The following is a 26,610-nucleotide window of genomic DNA, read 5'->3' on the forward strand; positions in this document are numbered from 1 at the left end:
GTTAGGCAATCAACCCGCTGCGCATATTTCTAAGGGATTACCAAACCATTAAATTATTTCATTAAAAATAAGCTCTTAATTGCACGTTTCCAGTATGAATGGCTTGGCTTGTTTCGCTTTTTCGACCTTGGTAATTAACGTTTACATCTAAAAATTGTGTGATATTTTTTTGCAAAAGCAATCTCCACGTCAAGTTTTGACCCGTTTGTAATCCTTCCAGCATTTGAAATCCTACTGAAGAGAATTCATTTCCATCAAATTTATTTTGGTAAAAAGAAACTTCTCCGTTCATTGTGAATTTTTTAGTTCCTGCATAAGAAAAGGCGGTCCCAAAGCGATTTTGCAACAGCGTTTCCGCAACGCCACTTTGATTTTCTTTCTTTTGTAATTCATAAAAGATATCCCAACTGGTACTCTTGGAAAACAAATAACTGATTTTTGGAGCCAATTGATAACCGTTGATGTCGAAGTTTTTCTCTGGGAAATTCTCCGATTGAATGGCGGTTTCTATCGTTTTGGCAAAAAAACCAAACAGCCACCTTTTCTGGTATAAATGGTTGTACTGCAATTGATGGGAACTGTTGCTAGCTTCCTGCGAACCTATGGACAATAAGTTTTTCGTTTTATTTTCTAAATAAGAATACGTTGTAGAATGGTTTTGTTTCCCTCGATTGTAAAACAAACTGTTTCTTAAACTGGAATTTAGTCCCAGCACATTTTCATTGGAACCGCTAAACGGATTTAATTCAAAATTAGCTCCGTCACTTCTCGTTTTTCGGTCGATTAAAAAAGCGGTTTGATTGTAGAAATAAGAAAGTAATTTTTTTATTCCTTTCTCATTTTGCCATTGATTTGGGTTTAAGGTCATGGATTGGGAGAACTTATTTTGATGTGTTTTTATATAAATCCGATTGGGTAAAAACACCCGGATAAATTTCGCCTGATCGATAAACGGAGCGACTTCAAACTCCTGTAATTCCTGAATTCCATTGTCGTTGTAATCATTCCAAGTGTAAACGCCCTGTCCGGCCGGTACTTCCAGATAGGTAAATTCCTGTTGCGGAATGGTTCCTGAATTCGTCTCGTAAACCGTTGTGCTTTGGATTAATTGATTGAAAAAACGGTCCGTGTACACGATTCTGGAATTCAATGTTGGTTCTTTTTTTCGTGTAGCGTCCACAAATTCCAAGATTCTGTAATTGGCATAAAGGGACAAATCACTTTTATTGGTTTGTATTAATTTTGATTTCAGCATAAAAGTCTGGGAGGAATTTACGCGCTGAATCAAGTTGTTCTGTAAGCTATCATTGGTTCTTCTGAGATAACCCAATTCCACAAAAACCTTGGTGCTGTCACCTCTTCCAGTGAAAAAACCGTACTCTGTAAATTTTTGGCTTAAAGCCGAAAACTGATTTGTGACTTTGTCTTTTTCTTGATTATCCTCTAATCGCAAGCTGGAACCAACCCAATTTTTATCGAAATGAAAACGCATTTGAGACTGGTTTCTTAAAAATTTCGAGGATAAAATAGTTCCATCGCTTTTTAAAAAACTGCCTTGGTTTTGAAAAGTCCAATTTTTAATTCGAAACAAACCATTTAAAACATGCCTGCTGCCCGAAAAATTTTCGGAGAAATCTAGTTTTTCAAATTGATACAGTACTAATCCTTTATTGGTGGATTTTGGTTTTGGATTTAAATCCAATTGCAACCCGGAAACTAATAAACTTTGATTTCCAATGCCTGCATTTCCTAAATTCCAGTCCCTGTCAAATTCGATATTATAAAGCCGTTCCACAGACCTGAAATTGTTTTGCACAAATTGATAATTAGTGAAAGCATCCATTTGCCATTTTTTTGAAAAAAGTCGTTGTTTTGCATTTATTTTTCCAGCCAAACCTTTGTTGTTCGCATCATCAATGGTCGAAAATAAATTTTTATCATTGTTGCTGATGCCAATTTCAAAATCTACAGCAGTTTTTTCAGTGGGTTTAAATTTTCCTAAAAAGGTGGCGACTTGTACCTTCGTTGGCGCAATAAGTTGAATTATGGGTTCGTAATTTCCTTGCGGAATCCCGTTTACAGGAGCATTGTATTTGTAAACTCGGGTGATTGTTGCTGCATTAGTCAAAATATAATTCCCGTTATTGGTTCCTACCATAGTGAATCTGACGTTGAATAATTCTTGTTGTGCGTCATTTGAATATTCGAAAATTTCTACGGCATTAACGAGCGTTTTTCGATACAGTACTTTGTTTTCGGAGTAAGTGTCAGAATAGGCGGAAGGCGCAGTCATCAAACTTTGATTGTCTCCGGAATTCACCAATATTTGGGCTTGCTCCTGTGACAAATTTTGTTGTAACGGTTGGTTTTTCAAGTCGTTTTCCGAATATAAATAGCCTCCAAAACTCCATTTCTTGTTGTCATGCGTGGCTCCGGCGTAAGTTACAAAACGCGTGTAATTTCGATCGGAATATTGGTATTCTATAGCAATTCGCATTTCGGAAGTGATGGTAAAAAGTGGTGTAAATACAATTTCACCGGCATTGTAATCTACCGTATAATCATTGTTTTCGCCTCGTTTCAGTAAAATTCCATTGACATAAACCCGCTCTGAACCTGAAACCACGACAACATACAATTCGCCATTTTGCCCTTTTAATTTGTAAGGACCTTGATTGCCTTCTTGTCCCACAATATCACTTTTGGCATATTGTCCTCGAACTAAAGCCGCTGATGCAAATACATTTGTTTTGTTTTCTTCGGTTCCAAAGTTGAAATTGGTTGCCAGTCCCTGTACTTTTTTGTTGAAATTCAGGAATTGGGTTTTCTTGTTTTCCAGAAAGATATCACCCGCTCTAATATTCCAGTCCTCGCTGAACAATTCCATGAAAACATTGTCAAACTGATCCAGTTTTTGAGAATAGCCGCCGTCCTGCAACGGAATATTACTGTCTTGAATGGAGGCTCTTAAACTTACTTTTTCGGAAATTTTACCTGTGATTTGTAAATCTAAATTAGAGTTCAAAACCGCATTTTGATTGTTCCCAATCGTCAAGCCACGCGTAATGCTTCCGGAAGTGTTCAATCCGTCAAAAGGCACATTTTTGTTTGTTTTTTTTTCTTCAATTTTGTATAAATTTCCAGTTCCTGCTTCATTACTGACAACTCGGCTGGAGTCGTAAATATGGTATTCTTGAGTTAATATTGCCGGAAATTTAAGATACTGTACTGTAAGCGAATCGGAGCTAAAATTGCTGTTTTCCTTTAAAAAGAGCGTACCTTTTTCGAAATTTATTTTAAATAATGTGCTGTCGATTCGCTTGCCATTGGCGTCAAGCAATTTGAAAAAACTGGAATTAATGCTTCCTTTTTCTAAGTAAATCGTATCGCGTGAGGGAAGGATTTTTTTGGTTTTGTACAACGAATTTATTTCCTGCGCATGGAGCCCGGAAAAACAGCTTATCACAATCCAAAAAAGTAATTTTTTCAACATAAATACTATAACTCGAAAGTATCAAAAGTAGTATTTATAATTCGATAATTAGAACATGTGTCAATCAGAAAATGAGTCGATATATAAATAACGATATTCTCGCTTTAAGCTTTTGTTAATATACTTTGAGCAACAAAAAATGGGAATCAAAATTTAATTTCGATTCCCATTTTTCAATAGTATTAAACAGTTTTTAAACTTCTTTTGTCACGACTTGCATGGTTTCACGACTGACTTGTTTCAACAAAACAATTTTGTTTTCTTCAACAGTTTGAGTTGCTTTGTCATCGAAATGTCTAATGGTATATAAAGTGACATTTTCATTAAATTCAACTTTGAATTTTTTAGATAAAATTGCATTTAATGCTTTAAAAGTGTCAAATTTATCTTCCACACATACTGAGAAACTAATTGCAGAATTCTGAATTAAGTTTACTTTAATTTTGAATTGGTGAAACAATGCAAAAATCTCACTAATATTTTCTTCCATAATGAAAGAGAAATCTATTGAGGAAAGCGAAATCAAAAGTTGGTTTCTTTTGACAATAAAACAAGGCAGATACGGTTCTAAATCGACTCCTTTAGCAACACTTGTTCCTTTTAATAATGGGTTTATAAAGGATTTTACATATAAAGGAATTTCTTTTTTCTGTAAAGGCTGCAACGTTTTTGGGTGAATAACCGTTGCGCCGTAAAAAGCTAATTCAATGGCTTCGCGATAGGAAATTTGATTTAATAAGCTGGCATTTTCAAAATATCTTGGGTCGGCATTCATTACCCCCGGAACATCTTTCCAGATAGTGACGCTTTCGGCATTTAAGCAATATGCAAAAATCGCAGCAGTATAATCGGACCCTTCACGACCCAAAGTTGTAGTGAAATTATTCTCATCTGAACCCAAGAAACCTTGTGTGATGTTCAGTATTTTTCGTTTAACGTTTTTGGTAATATTTTTTTGTGTCAATTCCCAATCCACTTCGGCATCTCTATAATTTGCGTCTGTTTTTATGAAATTACGAACGTCCAACCATTGCGTCTTTATGCCCATGAAATTCATGAAATGACTCAGGATAGTAGTCGAAATTAATTCTCCGTAACTTACAATTTGGTCGTAAACAAAATTATAATTGGGAGATTTATTGTGCGTTAAGAAATATTCTAAATCAGTAAATTGTGTATTTACAGCGGCAAAAACGTCATTTTTGTCTTCCTCAAATAAATCCATCAAAATTTGATTGTGGTATTTTTTTACTTCTTGGACAGATGAATTTAATTCAGCCGATTTGTCGAAATAGTTTTTTATGACAATTTCCAATGCATTCGTCGTTTTTCCCATTGCAGAAACGACCAACAATACATCTTCGTATCCCACTTTTTGTAAAACTTCATATACGTTTTTAATTCCTGCGGCATCTTTTACAGAAGCTCCTCCAAATTTGAATATTCTCATAGTTTTAAACAAAAATTGTTCTTTATGCTTTATTTTAATTTATCTTCCACGAAATGATTGATTCCTATTTCGTCCATTTGTACCACAAACCAATCTCGAAGCACTTTTGCACCTGATTTTTCATAGAATTCGATTGCCGGTGTATTCCAGTCTAACACATTCCATTCCACTCTTCGGACCTGATCTTTTTTCGCTTGTTTTATAACTTCAGAATACAACGCGTATCCAAGTCCGGTTCCACGCATTTTGTCTTTTACCACTAAATCCTCTAAATGAATTGTTTTTCCTTTCCAAGTTGAAAAGCGGTAATACCATAATGCGATACCAACTATTTGCTTCGCCGGTTCGCTATCACTTTTATCATCATCCACTTCGGCAACAAAAACATGAAATAAAGGAACAGGACCAAAACCATCCCGAATTAAATCGTCAACAGTTACAAGAACAGCATCTGGCTCTTTTTCAAATGCAGCTAATTCTTGAATAAGGCCTAAAACGGCTTGCATGTCTTGCTGAGTTCCTTTTCGAATATTCATAAATTTTTATTTTAATGGTTCAAAAATGCAAAAAAATTGAATTTTTACATAATAATTTTGTGGTTTATTCAGCAAATATACAATACTGGCAAACTAACTAAATTTTATTCAAATCATTTTCACAAAAAAAACGATATTTGTGACTTCAAATTAACTACATCGATTTCGTAATGGAAGAACGCAACAAAACACTAGGAGAATTTATTATTGAAAATCAAAACGCTTTTCAATATTCGTCAGGCGAATTATCCCGAATCATTAATTCCATCCGATTGGCTGCCAAAGTCGTCAATTATAAAGTGAACAAAGCTGGATTAGTTGACATTGTAGGGGCAGCCGGGGAACAGAACATACAAGGTGAAGATCAGCAAAAACTTGATGTTTATGCCAATGAAGTTTTTATACAAACGTTGATCAATCGCGAAATAGTTTGTGGTATTGCCTCTGAAGAAAATGATGATTTCATCACCGTAGAAGGAAGTGATAACAGCCATAATAATAAGTATGTAGTGCTAATGGATCCGCTTGACGGTTCATCAAATATTGATGTAAATGTTTCGGTTGGAACTATATTTTCGGTTTACAGAAGAATTACTCCAATAGGAACTCCAGTTACCCTTGAAGATTTTTTACAGCCGGGAATTAATCAGGTTGCTGCAGGATATGTAATTTACGGGACGTCAACGATGTTAGTTTATACAACAGGACACGGAGTCAATGGATTTACGTTGAATCCGGCCATTGGAACCTTTTATTTATCGCATCCAAAAATGAAATTCCCAACAGATGGTCATATTTATTCCATCAACGAAGGGAATTATGTTCATTTTCCGCAAGGAGTAAAAGATTACATCAAATATTGCCAATTAGAGGAAGGAGACCGACCATATACTTCAAGATATATTGGTAGTTTGGTTTCCGATATTCACAGAAATATGATTAAAGGTGGGATTTATTTATATCCTACGAGTTCCAAAGCGCCAAAAGGAAAATTACGATTGCTGTATGAATGCAATCCATTAGCTTTTATTGCGGAACAAGCCGGAGGAAAAGCTTCTAATGGATTTAGCAGAATCATGGAAATTGAACCGACAGAATTACATGAAAGGGTGCCGTTCTTTTGCGGAAGCTACAACATGGTAGAAAAAGCGGAAGAATTTATGCACGAAGCTAAATTAAGCAAATACTGAAATTCAGGTTTATAAAAAAAGCTCCCAGATTTCTGGGAGCTTTTTTCGTATGATTTGTAATTACTTGTTCATGTTTTTCATTTCGAAGAGAAAAGTGTCGAAATCAACTTCTTTATCCACTAAAATCAGTGCTTTATCTACGATGTAATTCACATTTTCAGTGTTAAACCCTAAACCAACACCAATTTTTCTCAGCATCAGCTCTTGTTTATCGCCTAAATGATGGTCAACGTGAACGATTCGGGCTAAATCATACAAGCGCTCTATTCTTTGTTCGTACAAATAAGGAGGATTGATTGGATATTTTAGAGGATTCTCTAGAATCTCTTCATATTCTGCAGGAGAAATTTCTAATCGAACTGCCAGTTTGTCTAAAAATGCTTTTTCTTCTGGCGAAAATTCCTCGTCAGTAAGTGCTACACGGACAATTGATGCAAAATGGCCTTTATTTCTCTGCTTGAATTCGCTATCAAATAAATCTGAAAATGACATAATTATTGGTTTTATATCTTACAAAGATAAATCTATTTTTAAATTAATAATTTTTATTTTTTTTATATTTTTTCTTTGCATCCGATGTCTTTTGAAGTGCATTTATTTAAATAATCAAATCAATCATTTTCAAAATTAATCGTAAGTTTACAACCCCTTTATCAACCTAATTAATTACCGATGTCAGAATTTTGGATTTACTTTCAAATAGGATTAAAACACGTTTTAGATATTCATGCTTATGACCATGTTTTATTTTTAATAGCGCTAGCAGTTCCTTTCTCCTTTAAGGATTGGAAACGAGTTGTGCTTTTGGTTACCCTTTTTACCATTGGTCACACAATGGCTTTGATGCTTTCGGTTTTTGAAATAATTGCTATAAAAGTAAATGTGGTCGAGTTGCTGATTCCAATTACGATACTAATAACGGCGTTGTTTAATCTTTTTACGGCAGGAAAATCAAGCAAGAAAGAAAGTATAAATGTGGTGTTTTTTATCACACTTTTCTTTGGGATAATCCATGGTTTGGGATTTTCAAATTATTTCAAATCGATTCTGGGCGGTGATGCTACCTCTAAAATATTGCCATTGTCCGAGTTTGCGTTAGGAATAGAAGCGGCTCAGATCGTAGTGGTTTTTGTGGTTTTGATTTTATCGTACATAGTTCAAACCGTTTTTAGATTTTCGAAACGCGATTGGACATTGGTAATGTCGGCCTTTATAATAGGAGTAGTTATCCCTATGATTGTTGAAAGTGAAATCTGGAAAAGATAAAATGAGCGAAAAAAAATTGAATAAATACGATAAAGCGTATCTCAGAATTGCCAAAGAATGGAGTCTTTTGTCCTACTGTAAACGCAAACAAGTTGGTGCGATTATTGTGCGGGATAGAATGATAATTTCCGACGGATACAACGGAACACCTACTGGTTTTGAAAACTGCTGTGAAGATGAAGAAGGCTTGACACGTTGGGATGTTTTACACGCTGAAGCAAATGCGATTCTGAAAGTAGCCCGTTCCACGCAATCTTGTGAAGGCGCGACTTTATATATTACGCTTTCGCCTTGCAAGGAATGCAGCAAGTTGATTCATCAGTCGGGAATAAAAAGGGTGGTTTACCATAAAGGTTACCGCGATGATTCTGGAATTCAATTTTTGATAAAAGCAGGAGTTGAAGTAGAACATATTTCAATTTTAGAAGAATAAATGAACTTTAATACTAAATATTTGCCCATTCTTATTTTTGCAACACTCGCTTTGGGTATTGTTCTGGGCGGGCTATTGAATTTCCCTAATACAGCGGATTATTTAGTCAAAAATAATTCGAAAAATAAACTGAATAAACTCATCGATTTTATTGATAATGAATATGTAGATGATGTCAACACAGATTCTATTGTAAACCTTACCGTTGATAATATTTTGGCAAAATTAGACCCACATTCCGTTTATATTCCGCCCAGCGACCAGCAGGAAGTGATGGAAAGTATGAAGGGGAATTTCGTGGGAATTGGCGTAAATTTTTACATGTATAAAGATTCTGTTGCCGTTATAAAACCAGTGGAGAACGGCCCTTCGGCAAAAGCTGGAATTAAAGCAGGTGATCGAATTTTATATGCCGATAAAACAAAATTGTTTGGGCGAAAATTGCCAAGTGACAGTTTGTATTCTAAATTGAAAGGAACGGTTGGATCAAATATTGAACTTACCATTTACAGAAAATCGGAAGACAAAAGACTAAAAGTGAAAATTAAGCGCGATATTATTCCTCTGAAAAGTGTGGATGTGGCGCTGCTTTTGAGTAATAAAACAGGCTACATTAAAATAAATAGGTTTTCGGAAACGACCTACAGTGAGTTTATGTTAGGTTTAACAAAACTGAAACAGCAAGGTGCAAATTCACTTATTATTGACGTTCGAGATAACGGTGGAGGTTACATGGAAGAGGCCATTGCGATTGCCGATGAACTGTTGACGGATAAGCAACTGATTGTGTTCACCAAAAACAAAAACGGAAATATTGATAAAACATTTGCGACTGCAAAAGGCAATTTTGAAAAAAGTAATGTTTTTATTTTAATCAATGAAAACACGGCCTCGGCCAGTGAAATTCTTGCCGGTGCAGTTCAGGATAATGATAGAGGAACCATTGTAGGACGCCGTTCTTTTGGAAAAGGATTGGTACAACGAGAAATGAATTTTGCTGATGGTTCAGCCGTTCGATTGACTATTGCCAGATATTACACGCCAACCGGTCGTTCGATTCAAAAACCATATTCAAAAGGAAATGAAGCGTATTTTAAAGAATCTGAAGCCCGTTTTGGAAATGGGGAATTGTATGAAAAAGACAGCATAAAAGTTTCGGACACTATAAAATTCAGAACTAAAAAAGGTAAAATTGTTTACGGCGGCGGCGGAATTGTGCCTGACGTTTTTGTACCGCTGGAAGTGGAGCACGGAAATGAAAGTGCCGCTTATTTATTACAATCCGGAATCGTGGGTAATTTTGTTTTTGAACAATTAGATAAACATAGAAGCACTTTTAAAGGTTTGTCTTTCGACCAATTTAAAACTAAAATGAGTGCGACGGATTTCTATTTCAATACGTTTCAAAAATTTATTTTCGGAAACGGTTTGGATTTGAATTTTGGAAAAAGCAAGGCTTTGGTAAAAAGATATTTGGCCGCTGAATTTGCCCGACAATTGTACGGGGAAAACTATTATTATCAAATTGTTTTGAAAGAAGATGCGATGGTTAAAAAGGTTTTAAATCAGAAATAATAAATATTTTCTACAATATGCAATTTAAGTTTTCTGGAATGACAGTCAATGAACGTTTGTACGTTATAGGACTCACGAATGAATTTGAAACTTGTCTAAAACAAAAAGATTTTGAAAAAATTAAATCTATTTTAAAGAAAGTTGAATTGAATGAAGATTCTATTATTAAAATAATTAATATTTTAGCGTTCAGGGATAATTAAAAGTTTAATTCAACTTTTTCAACTGATACTGTTGTAAGCATGAGTTTGGGTCGCGCCACTCCATAAAGTAAGAATGTCCGTTGCAACAGCTGCTCCACTTCCGGCAGCAATGAGCAGTTGAATTCTCCAATCTGCTTAAGTTTCTGTCACATAAATGCCTTCAACAACTTCATGGTCAATGGTTTTGAGTTGTATTCTTTGTTTTTCGAAAAGTGATTTTTAATGCCGTTCTATATACCGCATCAAAATTTCAATGGAGAAAATGTTAGCTGAACTAATTTCTACCACAATTATACTGGTTTTGTAGGTAGTTTTGTTTGTGGTCACTGTAAATTCGTGAAAACTGCCTTCGATTTTCAGTACTTTTCATTTGGATTTGTGTAATCTTCGAATACGTTTCTTAAAAATGTGTCGTGCTTTCCTTCAATAAATCAGCGCCTAATGTTGCACGAGATATTCTCCGTAGACAGCATTCAACAGCGCTTCTTGAAATCTAGATATTTTTTGATGGGTAAAAACGCCGATTTTTTGATCGGCTAGAAGAGATGTCTTTTTAGCAGAAGCTAAAATAAGCGAACACGGCATTTCTGAAACACCAGCACCTAAAATAAGTCCATCAAAATAAAGGATTACTTTTCGTTGGTTTTTTCTTCAATTCTTTTTGAAATTCTAAAGATTAATAGAATCATTACAGCACAAAACGAAGCCGCGATTCCAATAAAAGCAACGACACTTTCTCCTTGAAAGGGATTTCTAAAATCCAGCAAAGTAACATTAAAAAGGATTAGAGCTATTGCTAAAAATACCAAAATGTTAGTGAAAATTTTCATAATACGTTATTGTTTTTGTTTTAAAAGAAACAGATAGTTGAGATTGGTTTTTTAAACTGAAAATAAAACTCCCAAAAAATCTAATTTATTTAGTAGCATTGAATTGGAGGGTAAATTTATGTAAATTTAATTTAGACAAACAAACCTTTAACATTCGCAGCGAATAATTTAACAGCAATAGCAAGCAGTACAACTCCAAAAGTCTTTCGAATGACTCCAAGTCCATTCTCGCCAAGCATTTTTTCTATTTTAGAAGAGGATTTCAAAACGATGTATACCAGTATGATATTCAATATGATGGCGATGACAATATTAATTGTGTAAAACTGAGACCGTAATGAAAGTAAGGTAGTCATCGTTCCCGCGCCGGCTATTAGAGGAAACGCAAGCGGAACAATCGAGGCTGAACTGGCTTCCTCGTCCCGATAAATCCGAATTCCTAAAATCATTTCCAACGCCAAAAAGAATAAGACAAATGAACCGGCAACGGCGAAAGAATTTACGTCGATACCAATTAATTTTAAAAGTTCTTCCCCTGCAAAAAGGAAGACAATCATAATTACACCGGCAACAATCGAAGCTTTTTCAGACTCAATGTGTCCATGTTTCGTTCTTAAATCAACAATTATCGGGATGGATCCCACAATATCAATTACGGCAAAAAGTACCATACCCACTGTGATAATTTCTCTAATGTCGAATTCTAACATATCTTTTTTTGTTTGCAAAGTTATATTTTTAATCTTATATCTGCTTTTAGTTTTCTTCACTGTAACACTTTAGAGATTTTCTCTAGAAATAATTTTTATCAATTTTTAAGAATTCGCGATAATTAAATTTATTATTTATTGGATTTTTAAAAAATGGTCATTATCAAGCATTTCTGTATTTTATTGTTTTTAACTCCAAAATCAAATATTTTTTTAGCTGATTTGGTTAAAATGTGTGATATGTTTGCAGGAGTAATATTGATATTTAATCACTGTATTTTTATTTGTAAAATGTTCTAAATCCCTTCATAATTTCATATTCTTCAAATATGAATGAAATTCTTTCTTTTCCTCATGATTTAGTATTTGATAATTCAGCGATTCTTTTTTATCAAAAGATTGGGGAATATATAAAATAGCTATTTCCGGTGCCATTTCAACTTTTGTAAAAGAAAATTATTAGGGGGTGTCGTTTGATTCCAAAGGCAATTTATTCGATTTAAAACCCAAAAATACGTTATTGAATATTGATAAAATTGGTGTGTATGGAAACGCCATTCCGTTTTTAAAAGTTGATTTTTCTGCTGCTGATTTGTTTTTTGATAAAAAAAGAGGGATTTATTTGTCAATGATTTTTTGGATGGAAGATTAAAGTTGATAGATGTCTCGGGAAATATTTCTCAATTTACTTCAGATAATGGAATCATTAGAGATTTTACAATTGATACTAAAGAGACTTCTTATTCAAATATTGCCTCAATAAGTTCCAAAGGTACTCACAGCTGGCTGATTTTTAATTTAGAATCTCGTCCTAATAATTTAATATGTGATAGCAAAGTCAATGAATATAAGGGTAATTTAAATAATTCTATTTGTAAAATTATACTTGCTTGAGCAGTACCGTCTTTTCAATCAGACGGCAGTTTTGGAGGTTTAAAACGTATGACCATCGACAAATACGAGAATAATTATATAATTATGTCTCATCAAAACTCAAATTATAATTCTTCAAGTAGTGTTTTAAAATTACATTTTAAAATTCCCCTTTGTCTTAGTTTGATTATATTTGCATTTTATAATCATACTACCTCGTAATAATGTTTCAACTAGGAAAAACCATCGTCTCTGAAGACTTACTCCAAAAAGATTTTGTTTGCAATTTGACTGCTTGTAAAGGCGCCTGCTGCGTAGACGGCGACGCTGGAGCACCTTTAAGTTTGGAGGAAACTCAAATCCTCGAATCTATTTATCCAAAAGTAAAACCATTTTTACGCAAGCAAGGAATTGCTGCGATTGAAGCGCAAGGAACTTGGGTAAAAGGAACTGATGGCGATCTTGAAACACCTTTAATAGATAATAAAGATTGCGCGTATGTAATTTTTGACGGTAAAACGGCTTTATGCGGTATCGAGCAAGCGTACAATCAAGGAATAATCGATTGGAAAAAACCGGTGTCCTGCCACTTGTACCCCGTTCGTGTAAAAGATTTTACGGAATTTGCTGCCGTTAATTACGATAAATGGGATATTTGTGATCCAGCCTGTTCTTTAGGTCAAGAGTTAGAAGTTCCGGTTTATAAATTTGTCAAAGAAGCTCTCGTAAGAAGGTTTGGAGAGGATTGGTATTCAGAGCTCGAAACAGTTGCTGAAGAGCTTAAAAATAATTCAAAATAGAATAAAAAATCCTTGTTTTCTATTTTTAAAATCCTATATTCTACGGTACTTTACAGTGTTTTTTAAATTTTAATTAACTGATTTACAGTTTTTTATAGTTTGAATAAAAATTCTCTTTATTTTTCTATTTGTTAAAAACTATAACCGATTGTGAATAAGTTTGGCTTTTAATTCTAGCAATATTTTACAATCTTTGTAACTCTCAAAACGGTATTTATTCCGTTAAAATCTCAAAAAAAACAAACTACTATAATGGCACAAGTTGAACCAATTTTACAAGAGAATAAAAATCGTTTCGTAATTTTTCCAATCAAACACCATGATATTTGGGAATTTTATAAAAGTATGGAAGCCAGTTTCTGGACTGCTGAAGAAATTGATTTGTCACAAGATTTAAATGACTGGAATAACAAACTTTCTGATGATGAGCGTTATTTTGTCAAGCATATTTTGGCATTTTTTGCTGCTTCAGATGGAATCGTAAATGAGAATCTAGCTGAAAATTTTGTGAACGAAGTACAATATGCGGAAGCAAAATTCTTTTACGGTTTTCAAATTATGATGGAAAACATTCATAGCGAAACCTATTCCTTATTAATTGATACGTATGTAAAAGATGAAGCAGAGAAAGATGACTTGTTCAATGCTTTAGAAGTTTTTCCTGCAATTAAGAAAAAAGCGGATTGGGCTTTAAAATGGATTGAATCGGATTCATTTGCGGAGAGATTGATTGCTTTTGCAGCAGTGGAAGGAATCTTCTTTTCGGGAGCATTTTGTTCTATTTATTGGTTGAAAAAACGCGGATTAATGCCAGGATTGACGTTTTCTAACGAATTGATTTCTCGTGATGAAGGCGTACACTGTGATTTTGCAGTGCATTTACACAATCACCACTTGGTGAATAAAGTGCCAAAAGAAAGAATCAGAAGTATTATTGTTGATGCTTTAAATATAGAGAGAGAATTTATCACTGAGTCGCTTCCCGTAAGTTTGATAGGAATGAATGCCGTATTGATGACACAATATTTAGAATTTGTTGCTGACAGATTATTAGTGGAATTAGGTTGCGACAGAGAATATAATACTACAAACCCATTTGATTTTATGGATATGATTTCGCTTCAAGGAAAAACAAACTTCTTTGAAAAGAAAGTAGCCGAATACCAAAAAGCGGGTGTTATGAACACGGATGGTGATGCTCAAAAAATATCTTTTGACGCTGATTTTTAAAATTTGAATTCTTATCGATCCATTAAATATTTTTTGTGCTACTCTTGCAATAGCCCAGATAGTAATGGAAATCCTTTTTATTTTTTTCTTTAAAAAATAAAAAGATTGCAATGGATAGCTGGAAATAGCTCCATAAAAAGATGCTGAAACAAGTTCAGCTTAAATTACAAATAACGAAAAACAGCGAAGGGATTTTCTGTTTTAAAAAACAAACAAAAGTATGTACGTAGTAAAAAGAGACGGGCACAAAGAGCCGGTAATGTTCGACAAAATCACAGATAGAATTAAAAAACTATGTTATGGTTTAAATGATTTGGTTGATGCCGTGAAAGTAGCAATGCGAGTAATTGAAGGGCTTTATGATGGAGTTTCTACGTCAGAATTAGATAATTTAGCAGCCGAAACTGCAGCTTCAATGACTATTGCGCATCCTGATTATGCACAATTGGCAGCGAGAATTGCAATTTCGAATTTGCATTCCAATACTAAAAAATCATTTTCGGAAACAATGAACGATATGTTTCATTTTGTAAATCCGCGAAATGGACAAGATGCACCATTATTATCTGAAGAAGTACATCAGGTGATTATGAAAAATGCGGAATTTTTAGATTCCCATGTGATATACAATAGAGATTTTAATTATGATTATTTTGGGTTTAAAACCTTGGAACGTTCTTATTTACTAAAAATAAACGGTAAAATCGTGGAGCGTCCGCAACATATGTTGATGCGTGTTTCGGTTGGGATTCACTTAGATGATTTAGATTCAGTGATTGAGACATACGACTTAATGTCGAAAAAATTCTTTACGCATGCAACGCCTACATTATTCAATGCCGGAACTCCAAAACCTCAAATGTCTTCTTGTTTCCTTCTGGCGATGCAAGACGATAGTATTGACGGGATTTATGACACGTTGAAACAAACGGCTAAAATTTCGCAATCAGCAGGTGGTGTTGGGCTTTCTATTCATAATGTAAGAGCGACGGGTTCTTACATTCGTGGAACTAACGGAACCTCAAACGGAATTGTTCCGATGTTACGTGTTTTTAATGATACAGCTCGTTATGTAGATCAAGGCGGTGGAAAACGCAAGGGAAGTTTTGCAATATACATCGAAACCTGGCATGCGGATATTTTTGAATTTTTGGACTTGAAAAAGAACACCGGAAAAGAGGAAATGCGTGCCAGAGATTTATTTTTTGCGATGTGGACTTCGGATTTGTTCATGAAAAGAGTACAGGAAGACAGTTATTGGACGTTGATGTGTCCTAATGAATGTCCGGGATTGTACGATGTCTATGGCGAAGAATTTGAAGCCATGTACATTGATTACGAGAAACGTGGAAAAGGTAGGAAAACCATCAAAGCACATGAACTGTGGGAGAAAATTCTGGAATCGCAAATCGAGACTGGAACGCCTTACATGTTGTATAAAGATGCAGTTAATAGAAAATCAAACCAGAAAAATCTGGGTACGATTCGTTCTTCGAATTTGTGTACCGAGATTATGGAATTTACATCCAAAGATGAAATTGCAGTTTGTAACCTGGCTTCTCTTTCCTTGCCGATGTTTGTTGGCAATGGGAAGTTTGACCATGAATTGATGTATACCGTTACAAAACGGGTAACCAGAAACTTGAATAAAGTAATCGACAGAAATTATTATCCAGTAATTGAAGGAGAAAATTCGAATAAACGCCACCGACCAATTGGTCTTGGAGTACAAGGATTAGCCGATGCTTTTATTATGTTGCGTTTGCCGTTTACAAGTGATGAGGCTAAAAAACTGAATCAGGAAATTTTTGAAACATTATACTTTGCTGCGGTAACCGCATCGATGGAAATGGCGAAAGAAGAAGGTCCTTATTCCACTTTTGAAGGTTCGCCAATTTCTCAAGGAGAATTCCAATACAATTTGTGGGGAATGAAAGATGAGGAATTATCTGGTCGTTGGGACTGGGCTTCATTACGAAAAGAGGTAATGGAACACGGAGTGAGAAACTCGTTGTTAGTCGCGCCAATGCCAACAGCTTCAACGTCACAAATTTTGGGGAACAACGAAGCATTCGAACCCTATACTTCTAATATTTACACCAGAAGAGTACTTTCGGGAGAATTTATTGTGGTAAACAAACACTTGTTGCACGATTTAGTGGAGCGTGGTTTGTGGAATGAAACATTGAAACAAGAATTAATGCGAAATAACGGTTCGGTTCAAGATCTAAATATTCCGCAAGACTTGAAAGAATTGTACAAAACAGTTTGGGAAATGTCTATGAAAGATATTATCGATATGTCCCGTCAGCGTGGTTATTTTGTGGATCAATCACAATCGTTGAACTTGTTTATGCAAAATGCGAATTATTCAAAATTGACATCAATGCATTTTTACGCTTGGCAATCTGGATTGAAAACGGGAATGTACTATTTAAGAACAAAAGCTGCGGTGGATGCGATTAAATTTACATTAAACAATGATAAAAAAGCGGAGCCAATCGAAATTAAGGAGCAATCAATCGTTGTTCCTGCAGTCGCTGAAGCAGTAGGAATGACTTCGGATGAATATAGAGCTATGCTTGAATTATCTAAAAATGCAGGGCCGGACGATTGTGAAATGTGTGGGTCGTAGGTCAGCGAGGAACGAAGCAAAATCATTTTGAAACCATTTTGTTGACATCAACTAAATGGTTTTAAAACAAAAAGGCAGTTATTGTAATGATAACTGCTTTTTTTTTGGAGCTATCTCCCGCTTTCCGTTGCAATCTTTTTATTCGCCGAAGAAAGGCGAATAAAAAGGATTTCCACTTTAATCGGGGTTAAAACACCAAGATTTAACATTAACATTTGTAAATAATTCACTATATTTGGAATGGTAATTAACCTTAAATCCCTCTTTATCATAATCAAAAACATTAAAATGGAAAATAAAAAATTTACTGTTACAGATGATTTATTAGCTTCCAAAAGCCAGCGTCTTCTTAATCTCCTTGTCGATGTATTGATTATTTATATTATAGCAATAAGTATTGTTGCTACCATTAATATAATTGGAGATACAACAAACATTTATGGGGCATCGAACTGGGTTAAATCACTAAGTTTGATTGAAAATTTGTTTTTTGGGCTTGTAATCCTATTTTTTTACTATGTATTTACGGAAATGTACTTCTCCAGAACCTTCGCTAAGTATTTCACCAAAACTATTGTAGTACGAGTTGATGGTTCCAAACCCAATACCAAAAACTTTATGATACGAGCAGTATCCCGTCTTAATCCTTTGGACCCTTTTTCATTTCTTGGTAAAACAGAAAGGGGTTTACATGATACTTTATCCGCAACTTATGTGGTAAAAAAACACGAGTTTGTCGAGAAAATGAAAATGTTTGTTCCATCGGATGAAATTGGAGTATAATTCTATTTCTGAAGGTAATGATTCATTAATTTTGTAGAAAACCTGCACAAGACAGAATGAGTAAAAAATTAAATATCCATTGCTTACAGCACGTTCCTTTTGAAGGTCTGGGTTGTATAGAGAATTGGATTCAAGAGCACGGGCATTCCCTTTCGTATACGACATTATACCACAATCCTAAATTTCCGGATCTTGATACGATAGACGCTCTGATTATCTTGGGCGGTCCCATGAGTATTCATGACGAAGCCATATTCCCTTGGCTAAAAGACGAAAAAGTATTCATCAAATCCGCAATCGAGCAGCGAAAAAAAATAATCGGAATCTGTCTGGGAGCGCAATTAATTTCAAATGTGTTGGGAGGAAATATTACGGATAATGAACAAAAAGAAATTGGTTGGTTTCCTGTTTCAATTTTAGATTCAAATGTTGCGATACTGAATGGTTATCCAAAATCATTTTCTGTTTTTCACTGGCACGGAGAAACGTTTTCAATTCCTGAAAATGCCATTCGTTTAATGGAATCAGAAGCCTGTGCAAATCAGGCTTTTTTATATAATGATCAAGTATTGGGACTTCAATTCCATTTGGAAGTAACGGATGAGGCTATGAAAAAAATGGCTTTTCATGAGCAATCAGAATTAGTAAAAGACACGTATGTTCAAACCTATGATGAGATCGTAAGTAATACTACATTTATAAAAGAAAATAATCGACTGATGTTTTCTCTTTTGGATAATTTGTTTAAATAGAACCCGATTGTTTTTTAAATAAAAACCTAGTAAATCGACCATCTACTAGGTTTTTATTTTAGTGCTTACCTGAAGTCAGGTTGTTAAACGATTGCAATGTTTGCGACAGCAATTCTCATTTCTTGAGCTGCAGCTACCATTTCGATTAGTGCTTTTTTGGTTTCTTCCCAGTGGCGGGTTTTTAAGCCACAGTCCGGATTTACCCAAAGCTGATCTACAGGAATCACTGCCGAGGCTTTCTCTAATAATTTTACCATTTCGGAACTAGAAGGAACACGGGGCGAGTGAATATCATATACGCCAGGTCCTATTTCGTTTGGATAATTAAAATCGGAAAAAGCATTCAGTAATTCCATTTGCGAACGCGAACATTCTATAGTGATCACATCGGCATCCATATCGGCAATACTTTGAATAATGTCGTTGAATTCACTGTAACACATGTGGGTATGAATTTGGGTATCATCTTTTACACCACTGGCCGAAATTCTAAACGCTTTTACTGCCCAATCCAAATAGGTTGCCCATTCTTCTTTGCGTAAAGGCAATCCTTCTCGAATGGCGGGTTCGTCAATTTGAATAATCTTAATTCCTGCCTTTTCTAAATCGACTACTTCATCTCTAATCGCCAATGCAATTTGGTTACAAGTTTCCGAGCGCGGCTGATCGTTACGGACAAAAGACCATTGCAAAATAGTCACGGGACCGGTTAGCATTCCTTTTACCCATTTTGGCGTAAGCGATTGTGCAAAGGCCGAACATTTCACAGTCATTGGATTGGGACGTGATACATCACCATAAATAACGGGAGGTTTCACGCAGCGGCTACCGTAACTTTGTACCCAGCCGTTTTTGGTAAACGTAAATCCGTCGAGTTGCTCTCCAAAATATTCCACCATATCGTTGCGTTCAAATTCTCCGTGAACCAGTACATCAATGCCTGTTTCTTCCTGAAAGCGAATCGTTTCTTCGGTTTCTTTTTGAAGTAAATCATCATATTGTTGTTGGCTTAATTCGCCTTTTTTGAACTTCGCTCTCCAGCTTCGGACTTCGGTAGTTTGCGGAAATGAACCAATAGTGGTAGTTGGGAATAACGGAAGATTCAATACGTCTATTTGCTTTTTTCTACGGACTGAAAATGGATTTTCTCTTTGATCATCACCAGTTGCAATGCTGGTAACCCGATTTTTCACCGCATCATTATGGATTAACTTTGATGTTTTTCTGTTTTCGTTGGCGGTTGTGTTTTCTTGAAATAGGACAGAATCAACGAGCGTTATCTCACCTGAAGCGAAATTTTGTAGCAGTACTATTTCTTCTATTTTTTGTTTGGCGAAAGCCAGCCATTGTTTGATTTCGGGAGTCAGCGTAGTATCATTGGTTTCTAAATCTAAATCACAAGGCGAATGAATCAGGGAGCACGATGGCGCAATTAGGATTCTGTTTTCGCCAAGTGCGTCCGTGGCTTTCTGAATAAGGGCTAACGATTTTTTGAAATCATTTTTCCAAATATTTCTGCCATCAACAACGCCAAGAGAAAGATTTACCGTACTGGATAGTTTTCCTGATTCTAAGATGTCATCTAATTGGGAATGACAACGCACTAAATCTAAATGCAAAGTATCAACAGGCAAAGCAAGAACGGTTTCAAGATTTTCTCCGAAACAATCAAAATAGTTCGCAAGAATTAATTTGATTTTAGGGAAACGCTTGTTGATTTCATTATAAACATAAGTTATTGCATTTCTTTCTTTATCAGTTAGATTCAAAGCTAAAAATGGTTCGTCAAATTGGATCCATTCCACATTTTCATTTTCCAGTTTTTGAAGGATTTCAAAATATACCGGAAGTAATTTTTCGATCAGGTCAATTCTATGGAAACCTTCTTCTTTTTCTTTTCCAAGAAGTAAATAAGTAACGGGTCCTATTATAACTGGTTTTGTAACGATTCCTAAAGCATTGGCTTCTTTAAACTCGTCGATTATTTTTTCGGAGAATAATTTGAATTCTTGATCGTGAGTGAATTCTGGAACAATATAATGGTAGTTAGTATCAAACCATTTTGTCATTTCCATGGCAATGACATCTTGTCCGTCTTTTTGCGAACCTCTGGCCATGGCGAAATACAGATCGATATTGGAGTTTGTTTTGGCTAATTCTTGATAACGCTTTGGAATAACTCCTAAAGTAAGTGATAAATCCAGTACTTGGTCGTAAAACGAAAAGTCATTAGAAGGGATTAAATCAATTCCGGCTTCTGCTTGTAATTGCCAGTTTTCTTTGCGGATAGTTGCGCCTACAGTTAAAAGTTCTTCTGAGGAGATTTTTCCTGCCCAATACGATTCACAGGCTTTTTTTAATTCTCTGTTGCTACCAATTCTTGGATAACCTAGATTGTTTGTTTTCATTTTTAAAAAAGTATTTTTTACGGAACAAAGTTATTGTATTGGATATTAAAACTTAAATTAGCGAATTGTTTCAGTGAATAAAAGTATTATAATGATAGATGATAGGTTTTAGTTCGGAATGAAACTTTAAAAATGATTTTTAACAGTAAAAAATACTATGGAAAATATAGATAACATTGATTTGCAAATCTTAAAGCATTTACAGGAAAACTCGAACATCAATACTAAAGAGTTAGCCAGTAAATTATTTCTTACGGTAACACCTGTTTATGAACGTATAAAAAAACTGGAACGGGACGGCTATATTATGAAATATGTGGCCTTGTTGAACAAGAAAAAATTGAATCTTGGGATGACTGTTTTTTGTAATGTTCGGCTCAAAGAACACGCCAGAAACGTAGGTAGTAATTTTGTAAAAGATATTGTTGCCCTTCCGGAAATTATAGAATGTTACAACATTGCAGGCGATTATGACTTTATGTTGAAAATTCTGGTCGAGGATATGTCCAGTTATCAGGATTTTGTGATGAATAAATTATCCACTATCGAGAATATTGGGAATACACAAAGCGTTTTTGTAATGGGAGAAATCAAACACAGTACGGCATTGGCTATTTGATAATGCGAAAGTAATTTATTGGAGTTTTTGGTTGGAGAGAACTTTAATTGCAGGGTGAAATCTTAAAATAAAATGTATTTTTGGTTTTTTTAAATTTGAAATTAAAATCCGTTAATCTGAAACTATAAATCATAATGAACTGGGAACAACTTTTATCACTAAAACGTCAGGGAGACAAAGGCAAAAGATTACGTATAGAACAAGATGAAACGCGACTTGGTTTTGAGGTGGATTACGATCGTATTATTTTCTCGGCAGCCTTTAGAAGTTTACAGGATAAAACGCAGGTTATTCCGTTATCAAAAACTGATTTTGTTCACACTAGATTGACACATAGTTTAGAAGTTTCGGTTGTGGGGCGTTCTTTAGGACGATTGGTTGGAAAAAAAATCATAGAAAAATATCCGCATCTGAAAGAAGTTCATGGCTATCACATGAATGATTTTGGGGCTATTGTTGCCGCCGCATCTTTGGCGCACGATATTGGAAATCCACCTTTTGGACATTCTGGCGAAAAAGCGATTGGAGAATATTTCTCCATTGGAAACGGACAAAAATATAAAAATCAACTTACTGCTAAAGAATGGCAGGATTTAATTGATTTTGAAGGAAATGCTAATGGATTTTCAGTTTTAAACAGTTCAAGACCAGGAGTAGAAGGAGGAATTCGACTTTCATATGCAACATTGGGTGCATTTACGAAATACCCAAAAGAAAGTTTGCCAAAAAAACCAACGAAAGATATTGCCGATAAAAAATACGGTTTCTTTCAAACAGACAAAGCTTTTTTTCAAGATGTGGCTAATGAGATGGGATTGATTCCAAATAAATCGGGAGATAATATTGGTTTCGAACGACATCCTTTGGCTTATTTAGTGGAAGCAGCTGATGATATTTGTTATACGATTATTGATTTTGAAGACGGAATAAACTTAGGATTAGTTTCCGAAGATTTTGCTTTAGAATATTTGATAAAATTGGTAAAAGACAGCATAGACACTTCCAAATATAAAACGCTAACCACCAAAGAAGATCGGATCAGTTATTTACGTGCCTTAGCTATTGGTAGTTTAATCAGTGATGCCGTAAAAGTATTTATCGAAAATGAATTATTAATTCTGGAAGGTAAATTTCCTTTTTCGATCATGGATAAAAGTAAGTACAAAGCACAAATGGACGATATTATCAAGATTAGTGTGGATAATATTTACCAAAGCCGTGAAGTCATCGAAAAAGAGATTGTTGGCTATCAAATTATTCAAACCTTATTAGATAAATTCATTACGGCTTTTAATAATAAATACAACGGGAATGCGTCTAATTACGATTCTTTAATTCTGAAAATGTTGCCTGAGAAACATCATCTTGAAAAAGAAGACTTATACGGACGATTACTTCATATTTGTCATTTTATCTCTTTGCTGACCGACGGGAATGCACTGGAATTATTTGAAACTATTAATGGGCGAAAAAAGAATTAATTTTTAAAAAATATACTCAATTCCAACACCTACAGCTTGCCTTACTTGAGTTTTTGGACCTTCGGTTACTTGTACGCCTGAAATTTCTCTTTTTGATTTGATATCATCATCGTAAATAACATGTGCTCCAATGTTAGCTTTTACATATTGATTAACAATAAGTTCGACTTGAAAATCATAATCCACATCAATATTTCCAAAACGATTTACATAATCTGAATACAAGCTTAAGCGGTTTTCTAAATGGATATTCTTAAAAATTTCTTTTTTAATATGACCAGAGGCTAATATCCCTAATTCCATCTTCGATTTTTCTCCTTCAGTAAGCAAATTTCCATCCAGATCGTAGGTAGCTTTAGGAACTCCAAAGGCACCTTGATTGGCTAATGTTTGATCTAAAACTAAAGTTGTTTTAAATGTAAATGGGGAGATGTAAAAAATTCTTTTCTTCTCTTTGTTTACATTTTCGGCACCAATTCCGATAAAAATATAAGCAGGTGCAAAAGGTTTTGATATCGCTTTTTTAGTATTTGGATAGGCGTATCCATTAGTAAACTGCGTGTTAAAATTGAATTTTGCAGAATGGTACCAGTTGGATAAAGTGTCTTGACGGTAGCCAAATGTAGAGTTTAATTGTATTGCATCATCTGTTTTTCTTACTTCGGTGCGTTCTTGTTTGTTCAAACCATATCGAATTAAAAGCTCATTTGCCCAAATATAATTGCTACGGGTATAAACTCTATGAAATTTACCTTTTAATAATCCTGAAATGGAACTTGTCCCCCCAGCACTCCAGTTGACGAAAGCCACTTCAGAAATGTCAAAGCCTAAACTGTTTTTTTTACTCCAATAAGTTAAAGGAAGGTAGTGTGTTTTGGTTTGTATTTTTAGTGGGACATGCAATGATTTTCCTGCGGTTGTTAGTGTTGTTACAGGTGTGAGTCCATCGGAAAGAGTGGTGTTTGTTACTTCTTGGGAAAAACAATTAATAGAAATAGTGCAGGTAAGTATAAGAAAGGTGTAGGTTATTAATTTCATTTTGGAGTAGTTGTGTTTGAGGTTGCAAAATAATTATTTTAACAACTTGAAAAAAGTAATTCAAGACTTTTAACGTCAATTTTACAGTATTGTTGCAATTCGGCGACCGTTCCGTGTTCAATAAACTCATCCGGAATACCCAGAACCGTTACTTTTAAAGTATAGTTATTCTCAGAAGCAAACTCGAGAATCGCACTTCCAAGACCGCCTTTTATAATACCGTCTTCTACTGTTATGATGGTTGTAAATTCACTAAAAATGGCATGTAATGCATTTTCGTCTAATGGTTTGACAAACGAAAAGTCATAATGCGCGATGGTTTCTGGATGCTTTATTTTGGCCATAGCCAAGGATACATTATTGCCAATAGTCCCATTAGATAAAACGGCTACTTTCGAACCTTCTTTGATGCAAATACTTTTTCCAATTTCTATTTTCTCATACTTTCCAAGATGTTGCGTTTGCCAATCTGCAGTTACTCCGCGACCACGTGGATATCGAATGGCGATGGGACGATCTAATCCCAATTGTGCGGTATATAAAATATTTTGTAATGCAATTTCATTTATTGGGGCATGAATAATCATATTAGGAATGCAACGCAGATAAGCCAAATCGAAGACACCGTGGTGCGTTGCTCCATCTTCTCCCACTAAACCGGCTCTGTCTAGACAAAAAATTACCGGAAGATTTTGCAAAGCCACATCGTGGATTATCTGGTCGTATGCTCTTTGTAAAAAAGTCGAGTAGATATTGCAATAAACAGTCATTCCTTGAGTTGCCATTCCGGCGGCCAATGTAACCGCATGTTGTTCAGCAATTCCCACATCGAAAGCACGTTTAGGAAATGCGTCCATCATAAATTTTAATGAACTTCCGGACGGCATTGCAGGTGTAATTCCGATTATTTTCTCATTTTTTCTGGCTAAATCCAAAACCGTCAAGCCAAAAACATCCTGATATTTCGGCGGTAAATTTTCTTCTGATTTAATGTGAATTTCTCCAGTTAAAGCATCAAATTTTCCGGGAGCATGGTATTTTACCTGGTCTTCTTCGGCTTGTTGCAGCCCTTTTCCTTTGGTGGTAATAATGTGGAGAAATTTTGGTCCTTTTACTTTTTTTAAGCGTTTCAGTTCTTTGATAACGGCAAAAATATCATGACCGTCTATGGGACCTGAATAATCAAAATTCAATGATTTAATCATATTATTTTGCCTCGGATTTTTTCCTTCTTTTACCGCAGTGAGGTATTGTTTTAAAGCGCCCACACTTGGGTCAATTCCGATGGCGTTATCATTTAGAATCACCAGTAGGTTTGCATCAGTAACTCCGGCATGATTTAAGCCTTCAAAAGCCATTCCTGAAGCTATGGAAGCGTCGCCAATTACAGCAATATGTTGTTTGCTGAAATCACCTTTCAAATTAGAAGCAATTGCCATTCCTAAAGCTGCCGAAATGGAAGTAGAGGAGTGGCCTACGCCAAAGGCATCGTAAACACTTTCACTTCTTTTTGGGAAACCGGAAATACCGCCGAGTCGCCTATTGGTATGAAAACTTTCTCTTCGGCCGGTGAGTATTTTATGTCCGTAAGCCTGATGGCCTACATCCCAAATCAATAAATCGTTTGGTGTGTCAAAAACGTAATGCAATGCAATAGTCAATTCGATAACTCCTAGGCTTGCGCCAAGATGTCCTTCTTTTACAGCCACAATATCGATAATAAAATTACGTAACTCTTGAGCGACTTGAGGAAGTTGGGTTTCATCAAGCAGACGTAAATCGGTTGGGTTATTTATGTTTGAAAGTAAATTATCTGACATGAGGCAAATGTACGAATTGAATGCTGTATTTTTGTAATTATGACTAGATTCAACTAATTAATGCAACTTTTAGGGGGGAGATAAAGACATTTTTTCAAAAGAAAGGACTTTTAAAAAGCCCTCTCTCTCGAATGGAATAAATGTTCTTTATTTGCTCCTGACCAAAGTTGTAAATAATGAGCCACTTAACCAGCGAACAAAGATACACAATCGGTGTATTATTAGATCAAAACTACAATAAAAGTGAAATAGCAATTCTTATAAATAAGGACAAATCTGTTATAACACGTGAATTAAAACGCAATTGCGATTTACGCAGTGGTAAATACAGTTCTGAATTAGCGCAGCGAAAATACGATAAGCGTCAAATAAATAAACCTAAAAAAGTTTATCTTACTACTGAAATAAAAGCAACTATAAAAAAATATTTGCTTGAAGATTTAAGTCCTGAACAGATTGTAGGCATATGTCTTAAAAAAGCAATT

The 26,610-nt window shown here is 35.0% G+C and carries 23 protein-coding genes; 14 read left to right on the forward strand and 9 right to left on the reverse strand.

From position 1 onward, the window contains the following. Positions 1-61: 61 nt before the first annotated feature. From ACP7AV_RS03480 to ACP7AV_RS03490, 3 genes are all read right to left on the reverse strand, one after another. Positions 62-3,493: a hypothetical protein gene (locus ACP7AV_RS03480; protein ID WP_426090772.1), complete on the reverse strand. Its 3,432-nt coding sequence runs from the start codon at positions 3,491-3,493 to the stop codon at positions 62-64. A gap of 193 nt (positions 3,494-3,686) precedes the next feature. Continuing rightward, entirely contained in the window at positions 3,687-4,943 is a 1,257-nt protein-coding gene (locus tag ACP7AV_RS03485; protein ID WP_426090773.1) for an aspartate kinase, read from the reverse strand. 29 nt (positions 4,944-4,972) lie between these two features. Further along, positions 4,973-5,479: a GNAT family N-acetyltransferase gene (locus ACP7AV_RS03490; RefSeq protein ID WP_426090774.1), complete on the reverse strand. Its 507-nt coding sequence runs from the start codon at positions 5,477-5,479 to the stop codon at positions 4,973-4,975. A 170-nt stretch (positions 5,480-5,649) separates the two neighbouring features. Between ACP7AV_RS03490 and fbp the strand changes: the two genes are divergently transcribed. Further along, the gene (gene fbp, locus ACP7AV_RS03495; protein ID WP_426062864.1) at positions 5,650-6,669 is read left to right on the forward strand and encodes a class 1 fructose-bisphosphatase; all 1,020 of its coding nucleotides are present in this window, start codon (positions 5,650-5,652) and stop codon (positions 6,667-6,669) included. A gap of 60 nt (positions 6,670-6,729) precedes the next feature. On the opposite strand, the gene ACP7AV_RS03500 is transcribed toward fbp, so the two are convergent. Then, positions 6,730-7,161, reverse strand: a complete 432-nt coding sequence (locus tag ACP7AV_RS03500) for a TerB family tellurite resistance protein (protein ID WP_426062865.1) — start codon at positions 7,159-7,161, stop codon at positions 6,730-6,732. A 180-nt stretch (positions 7,162-7,341) separates the two neighbouring features. On the opposite strand from ACP7AV_RS03500, the gene ACP7AV_RS03505 reads away from it, so the two are divergent. Genes ACP7AV_RS03505 through ACP7AV_RS03520 form a run of 4 tightly spaced genes read left to right on the forward strand, consistent with a single transcriptional unit; the run spans position 7,342 to position 10,146 of the window. Then, a complete protein-coding gene (locus ACP7AV_RS03505; protein WP_426062866.1) occupies positions 7,342-7,935 on the forward strand; it encodes a HupE/UreJ family protein in 594 nt (197 codons plus the stop codon). A gap of 1 nt (position 7,936) precedes the next feature. Further along, positions 7,937-8,368 (forward strand): deoxycytidylate deaminase, encoded by a 432-nt coding sequence (locus ACP7AV_RS03510; protein WP_426062867.1) that lies wholly within the window; start codon positions 7,937-7,939, stop codon positions 8,366-8,368. Continuing rightward, positions 8,369-9,943 (forward strand): S41 family peptidase, encoded by a 1,575-nt coding sequence (locus ACP7AV_RS03515; protein WP_426090775.1) that lies wholly within the window; start codon positions 8,369-8,371, stop codon positions 9,941-9,943. It abuts the gene before it with no gap. Between the two features lie 38 nt (positions 9,944-9,981). After that, the gene (locus ACP7AV_RS03520; RefSeq protein WP_426090776.1) at positions 9,982-10,146 is read left to right on the forward strand and encodes a hypothetical protein; all 165 of its coding nucleotides are present in this window, start codon (positions 9,982-9,984) and stop codon (positions 10,144-10,146) included. Positions 10,147-10,775: 629 nt separating this feature from the next. Here ACP7AV_RS03520 and ACP7AV_RS03525 read toward each other — a convergent pair. Both ACP7AV_RS03525 and ACP7AV_RS03530 read right to left on the reverse strand, forming a co-directional pair. Further along, entirely contained in the window at positions 10,776-10,976 is a 201-nt protein-coding gene (locus ACP7AV_RS03525; protein WP_113634088.1) for a hypothetical protein, read from the reverse strand. Positions 10,977-11,107: 131 nt separating this feature from the next. Then, positions 11,108-11,686, reverse strand: coding sequence for a MarC family protein (locus tag ACP7AV_RS03530; protein WP_091203045.1), 579 nt, complete (start codon positions 11,684-11,686; stop codon positions 11,108-11,110). Positions 11,687-12,152: 466 nt separating this feature from the next. On the opposite strand from ACP7AV_RS03530, the gene ACP7AV_RS03535 reads away from it, so the two are divergent. The 6 genes from ACP7AV_RS03535 (at position 12,153) to ACP7AV_RS03560 (ending at position 18,759) form a co-directional block, all read left to right on the forward strand. Then, complete coding sequence (locus ACP7AV_RS03535) at positions 12,153-12,338, forward strand: hypothetical protein (protein WP_426090777.1); 186 nt, start codon at positions 12,153-12,155, stop codon at positions 12,336-12,338. Between the two features lie 445 nt (positions 12,339-12,783). After that, entirely contained in the window at positions 12,784-13,359 is a 576-nt protein-coding gene (locus ACP7AV_RS03540) for a DUF3109 family protein (protein WP_426090778.1), read from the forward strand. A 252-nt stretch (positions 13,360-13,611) separates the two neighbouring features. Beyond that, positions 13,612-14,589 (forward strand): ribonucleotide-diphosphate reductase subunit beta, encoded by a 978-nt coding sequence (locus ACP7AV_RS03545; protein WP_131477490.1) that lies wholly within the window; start codon positions 13,612-13,614, stop codon positions 14,587-14,589. 220 nt (positions 14,590-14,809) lie between these two features. Beyond that, positions 14,810-17,224: a ribonucleoside-diphosphate reductase subunit alpha gene (locus ACP7AV_RS03550; RefSeq protein ID WP_426090779.1), complete on the forward strand. Its 2,415-nt coding sequence runs from the start codon at positions 14,810-14,812 to the stop codon at positions 17,222-17,224. A 288-nt stretch (positions 17,225-17,512) separates the two neighbouring features. Beyond that, positions 17,513-18,007 (forward strand): RDD family protein, encoded by a 495-nt coding sequence (locus ACP7AV_RS03555; protein WP_426090780.1) that lies wholly within the window; start codon positions 17,513-17,515, stop codon positions 18,005-18,007. Positions 18,008-18,063: 56 nt separating this feature from the next. Continuing rightward, positions 18,064-18,759 carry a type 1 glutamine amidotransferase gene (locus ACP7AV_RS03560; RefSeq protein WP_426090781.1) on the forward strand — a complete coding sequence of 232 codons (696 nt, stop codon included), beginning with the start codon at positions 18,064-18,066 and terminating at the stop codon, positions 18,757-18,759. A gap of 83 nt (positions 18,760-18,842) precedes the next feature. Here the strand turns inward: ACP7AV_RS03560 and metE are convergent, their stop codons facing one another. Beyond that, a complete protein-coding gene (gene metE, locus ACP7AV_RS03565; protein ID WP_426090782.1) occupies positions 18,843-21,167 on the reverse strand; it encodes a 5-methyltetrahydropteroyltriglutamate--homocysteine S-methyltransferase in 2,325 nt (774 codons plus the stop codon). 157 nt (positions 21,168-21,324) lie between these two features. Here metE and ACP7AV_RS03570 point away from each other — a divergent pair, with 157 nt between their 5' ends. Then, positions 21,325-21,786 (forward strand): Lrp/AsnC family transcriptional regulator, encoded by a 462-nt coding sequence (locus ACP7AV_RS03570; protein WP_426062877.1) that lies wholly within the window; start codon positions 21,325-21,327, stop codon positions 21,784-21,786. A 134-nt stretch (positions 21,787-21,920) separates the two neighbouring features. Next, complete coding sequence (gene dgt, locus ACP7AV_RS03575) at positions 21,921-23,267, forward strand: dGTP triphosphohydrolase (protein WP_426090783.1); 1,347 nt, start codon at positions 21,921-21,923, stop codon at positions 23,265-23,267. A 3-nt stretch (positions 23,268-23,270) separates the two neighbouring features. Here dgt and ACP7AV_RS03580 read toward each other — a convergent pair whose 3' ends face one another. Next, positions 23,271-24,305, reverse strand: a complete 1,035-nt coding sequence (locus ACP7AV_RS03580) for a DUF3078 domain-containing protein (RefSeq protein WP_426090784.1) — start codon at positions 24,303-24,305, stop codon at positions 23,271-23,273. Between the two features lie 38 nt (positions 24,306-24,343). Beyond that, positions 24,344-26,125, reverse strand: coding sequence for a 1-deoxy-D-xylulose-5-phosphate synthase (locus ACP7AV_RS03585; RefSeq protein ID WP_426090785.1), 1,782 nt, complete (start codon positions 26,123-26,125; stop codon positions 24,344-24,346). Between the two features lie 176 nt (positions 26,126-26,301). On the opposite strand from ACP7AV_RS03585, the gene ACP7AV_RS03590 reads away from it, so the two are divergent. Next, positions 26,302-26,610: helix-turn-helix domain-containing protein (locus ACP7AV_RS03590; protein WP_426090786.1), on the forward strand; the 309-nt coding region annotated here is incomplete at its 3' end.

The sequence above is a fragment of the Flavobacterium sp. DSR3-2 genome (genome assembly GCF_049896525.1).
GTDB lineage: Bacteria > Bacteroidota > Bacteroidia > Flavobacteriales > Flavobacteriaceae > Flavobacterium.

Coding starts and splice junctions, on each gene's coding strand:
- ACP7AV_RS03480 (WP_426090772.1), bottom strand. CDS start 3,493: ATGTTGAAAAAATTACTTTTTTGGATTGTGATAAGCTGTTTTTCCGGG.
- ACP7AV_RS03485 (WP_426090773.1), bottom strand. CDS start 4,943: ATGAGAATATTCAAATTTGGAGGAGCTTCTGTAAAAGATGCCGCAGGA.
- ACP7AV_RS03490 (WP_426090774.1), bottom strand. CDS start 5,479: ATGAATATTCGAAAAGGAACTCAGCAAGACATGCAAGCCGTTTTAGGC.
- fbp (WP_426062864.1), top strand. CDS start 5,650: ATGGAAGAACGCAACAAAACACTAGGAGAATTTATTATTGAAAATCAA.
- ACP7AV_RS03500 (WP_426062865.1), bottom strand. CDS start 7,161: ATGTCATTTTCAGATTTATTTGATAGCGAATTCAAGCAGAGAAATAAA.
- ACP7AV_RS03505 (WP_426062866.1), top strand. CDS start 7,342: ATGTCAGAATTTTGGATTTACTTTCAAATAGGATTAAAACACGTTTTA.
- ACP7AV_RS03510 (WP_426062867.1), top strand. CDS start 7,937: ATGAGCGAAAAAAAATTGAATAAATACGATAAAGCGTATCTCAGAATT.
- ACP7AV_RS03515 (WP_426090775.1), top strand. CDS start 8,369: ATGAACTTTAATACTAAATATTTGCCCATTCTTATTTTTGCAACACTC.
- ACP7AV_RS03520 (WP_426090776.1), top strand. CDS start 9,982: ATGACAGTCAATGAACGTTTGTACGTTATAGGACTCACGAATGAATTT.
- ACP7AV_RS03525 (WP_113634088.1), bottom strand. CDS start 10,976: ATGAAAATTTTCACTAACATTTTGGTATTTTTAGCAATAGCTCTAATC.
- ACP7AV_RS03530 (WP_091203045.1), bottom strand. CDS start 11,686: ATGTTAGAATTCGACATTAGAGAAATTATCACAGTGGGTATGGTACTT.
- ACP7AV_RS03540 (WP_426090778.1), top strand. CDS start 12,784: ATGTTTCAACTAGGAAAAACCATCGTCTCTGAAGACTTACTCCAAAAA.
- ACP7AV_RS03545 (WP_131477490.1), top strand. CDS start 13,612: ATGGCACAAGTTGAACCAATTTTACAAGAGAATAAAAATCGTTTCGTA.
- ACP7AV_RS03550 (WP_426090779.1), top strand. CDS start 14,810: ATGTACGTAGTAAAAAGAGACGGGCACAAAGAGCCGGTAATGTTCGAC.
- ACP7AV_RS03555 (WP_426090780.1), top strand. CDS start 17,513: ATGGAAAATAAAAAATTTACTGTTACAGATGATTTATTAGCTTCCAAA.
- ACP7AV_RS03560 (WP_426090781.1), top strand. CDS start 18,064: ATGAGTAAAAAATTAAATATCCATTGCTTACAGCACGTTCCTTTTGAA.
- metE (WP_426090782.1), bottom strand. CDS start 21,167: ATGAAAACAAACAATCTAGGTTATCCAAGAATTGGTAGCAACAGAGAA.
- ACP7AV_RS03570 (WP_426062877.1), top strand. CDS start 21,325: ATGGAAAATATAGATAACATTGATTTGCAAATCTTAAAGCATTTACAG.
- dgt (WP_426090783.1), top strand. CDS start 21,921: ATGAACTGGGAACAACTTTTATCACTAAAACGTCAGGGAGACAAAGGC.
- ACP7AV_RS03580 (WP_426090784.1), bottom strand. CDS start 24,305: ATGAAATTAATAACCTACACCTTTCTTATACTTACCTGCACTATTTCT.
- ACP7AV_RS03585 (WP_426090785.1), bottom strand. CDS start 26,125: ATGTCAGATAATTTACTTTCAAACATAAATAACCCAACCGATTTACGT.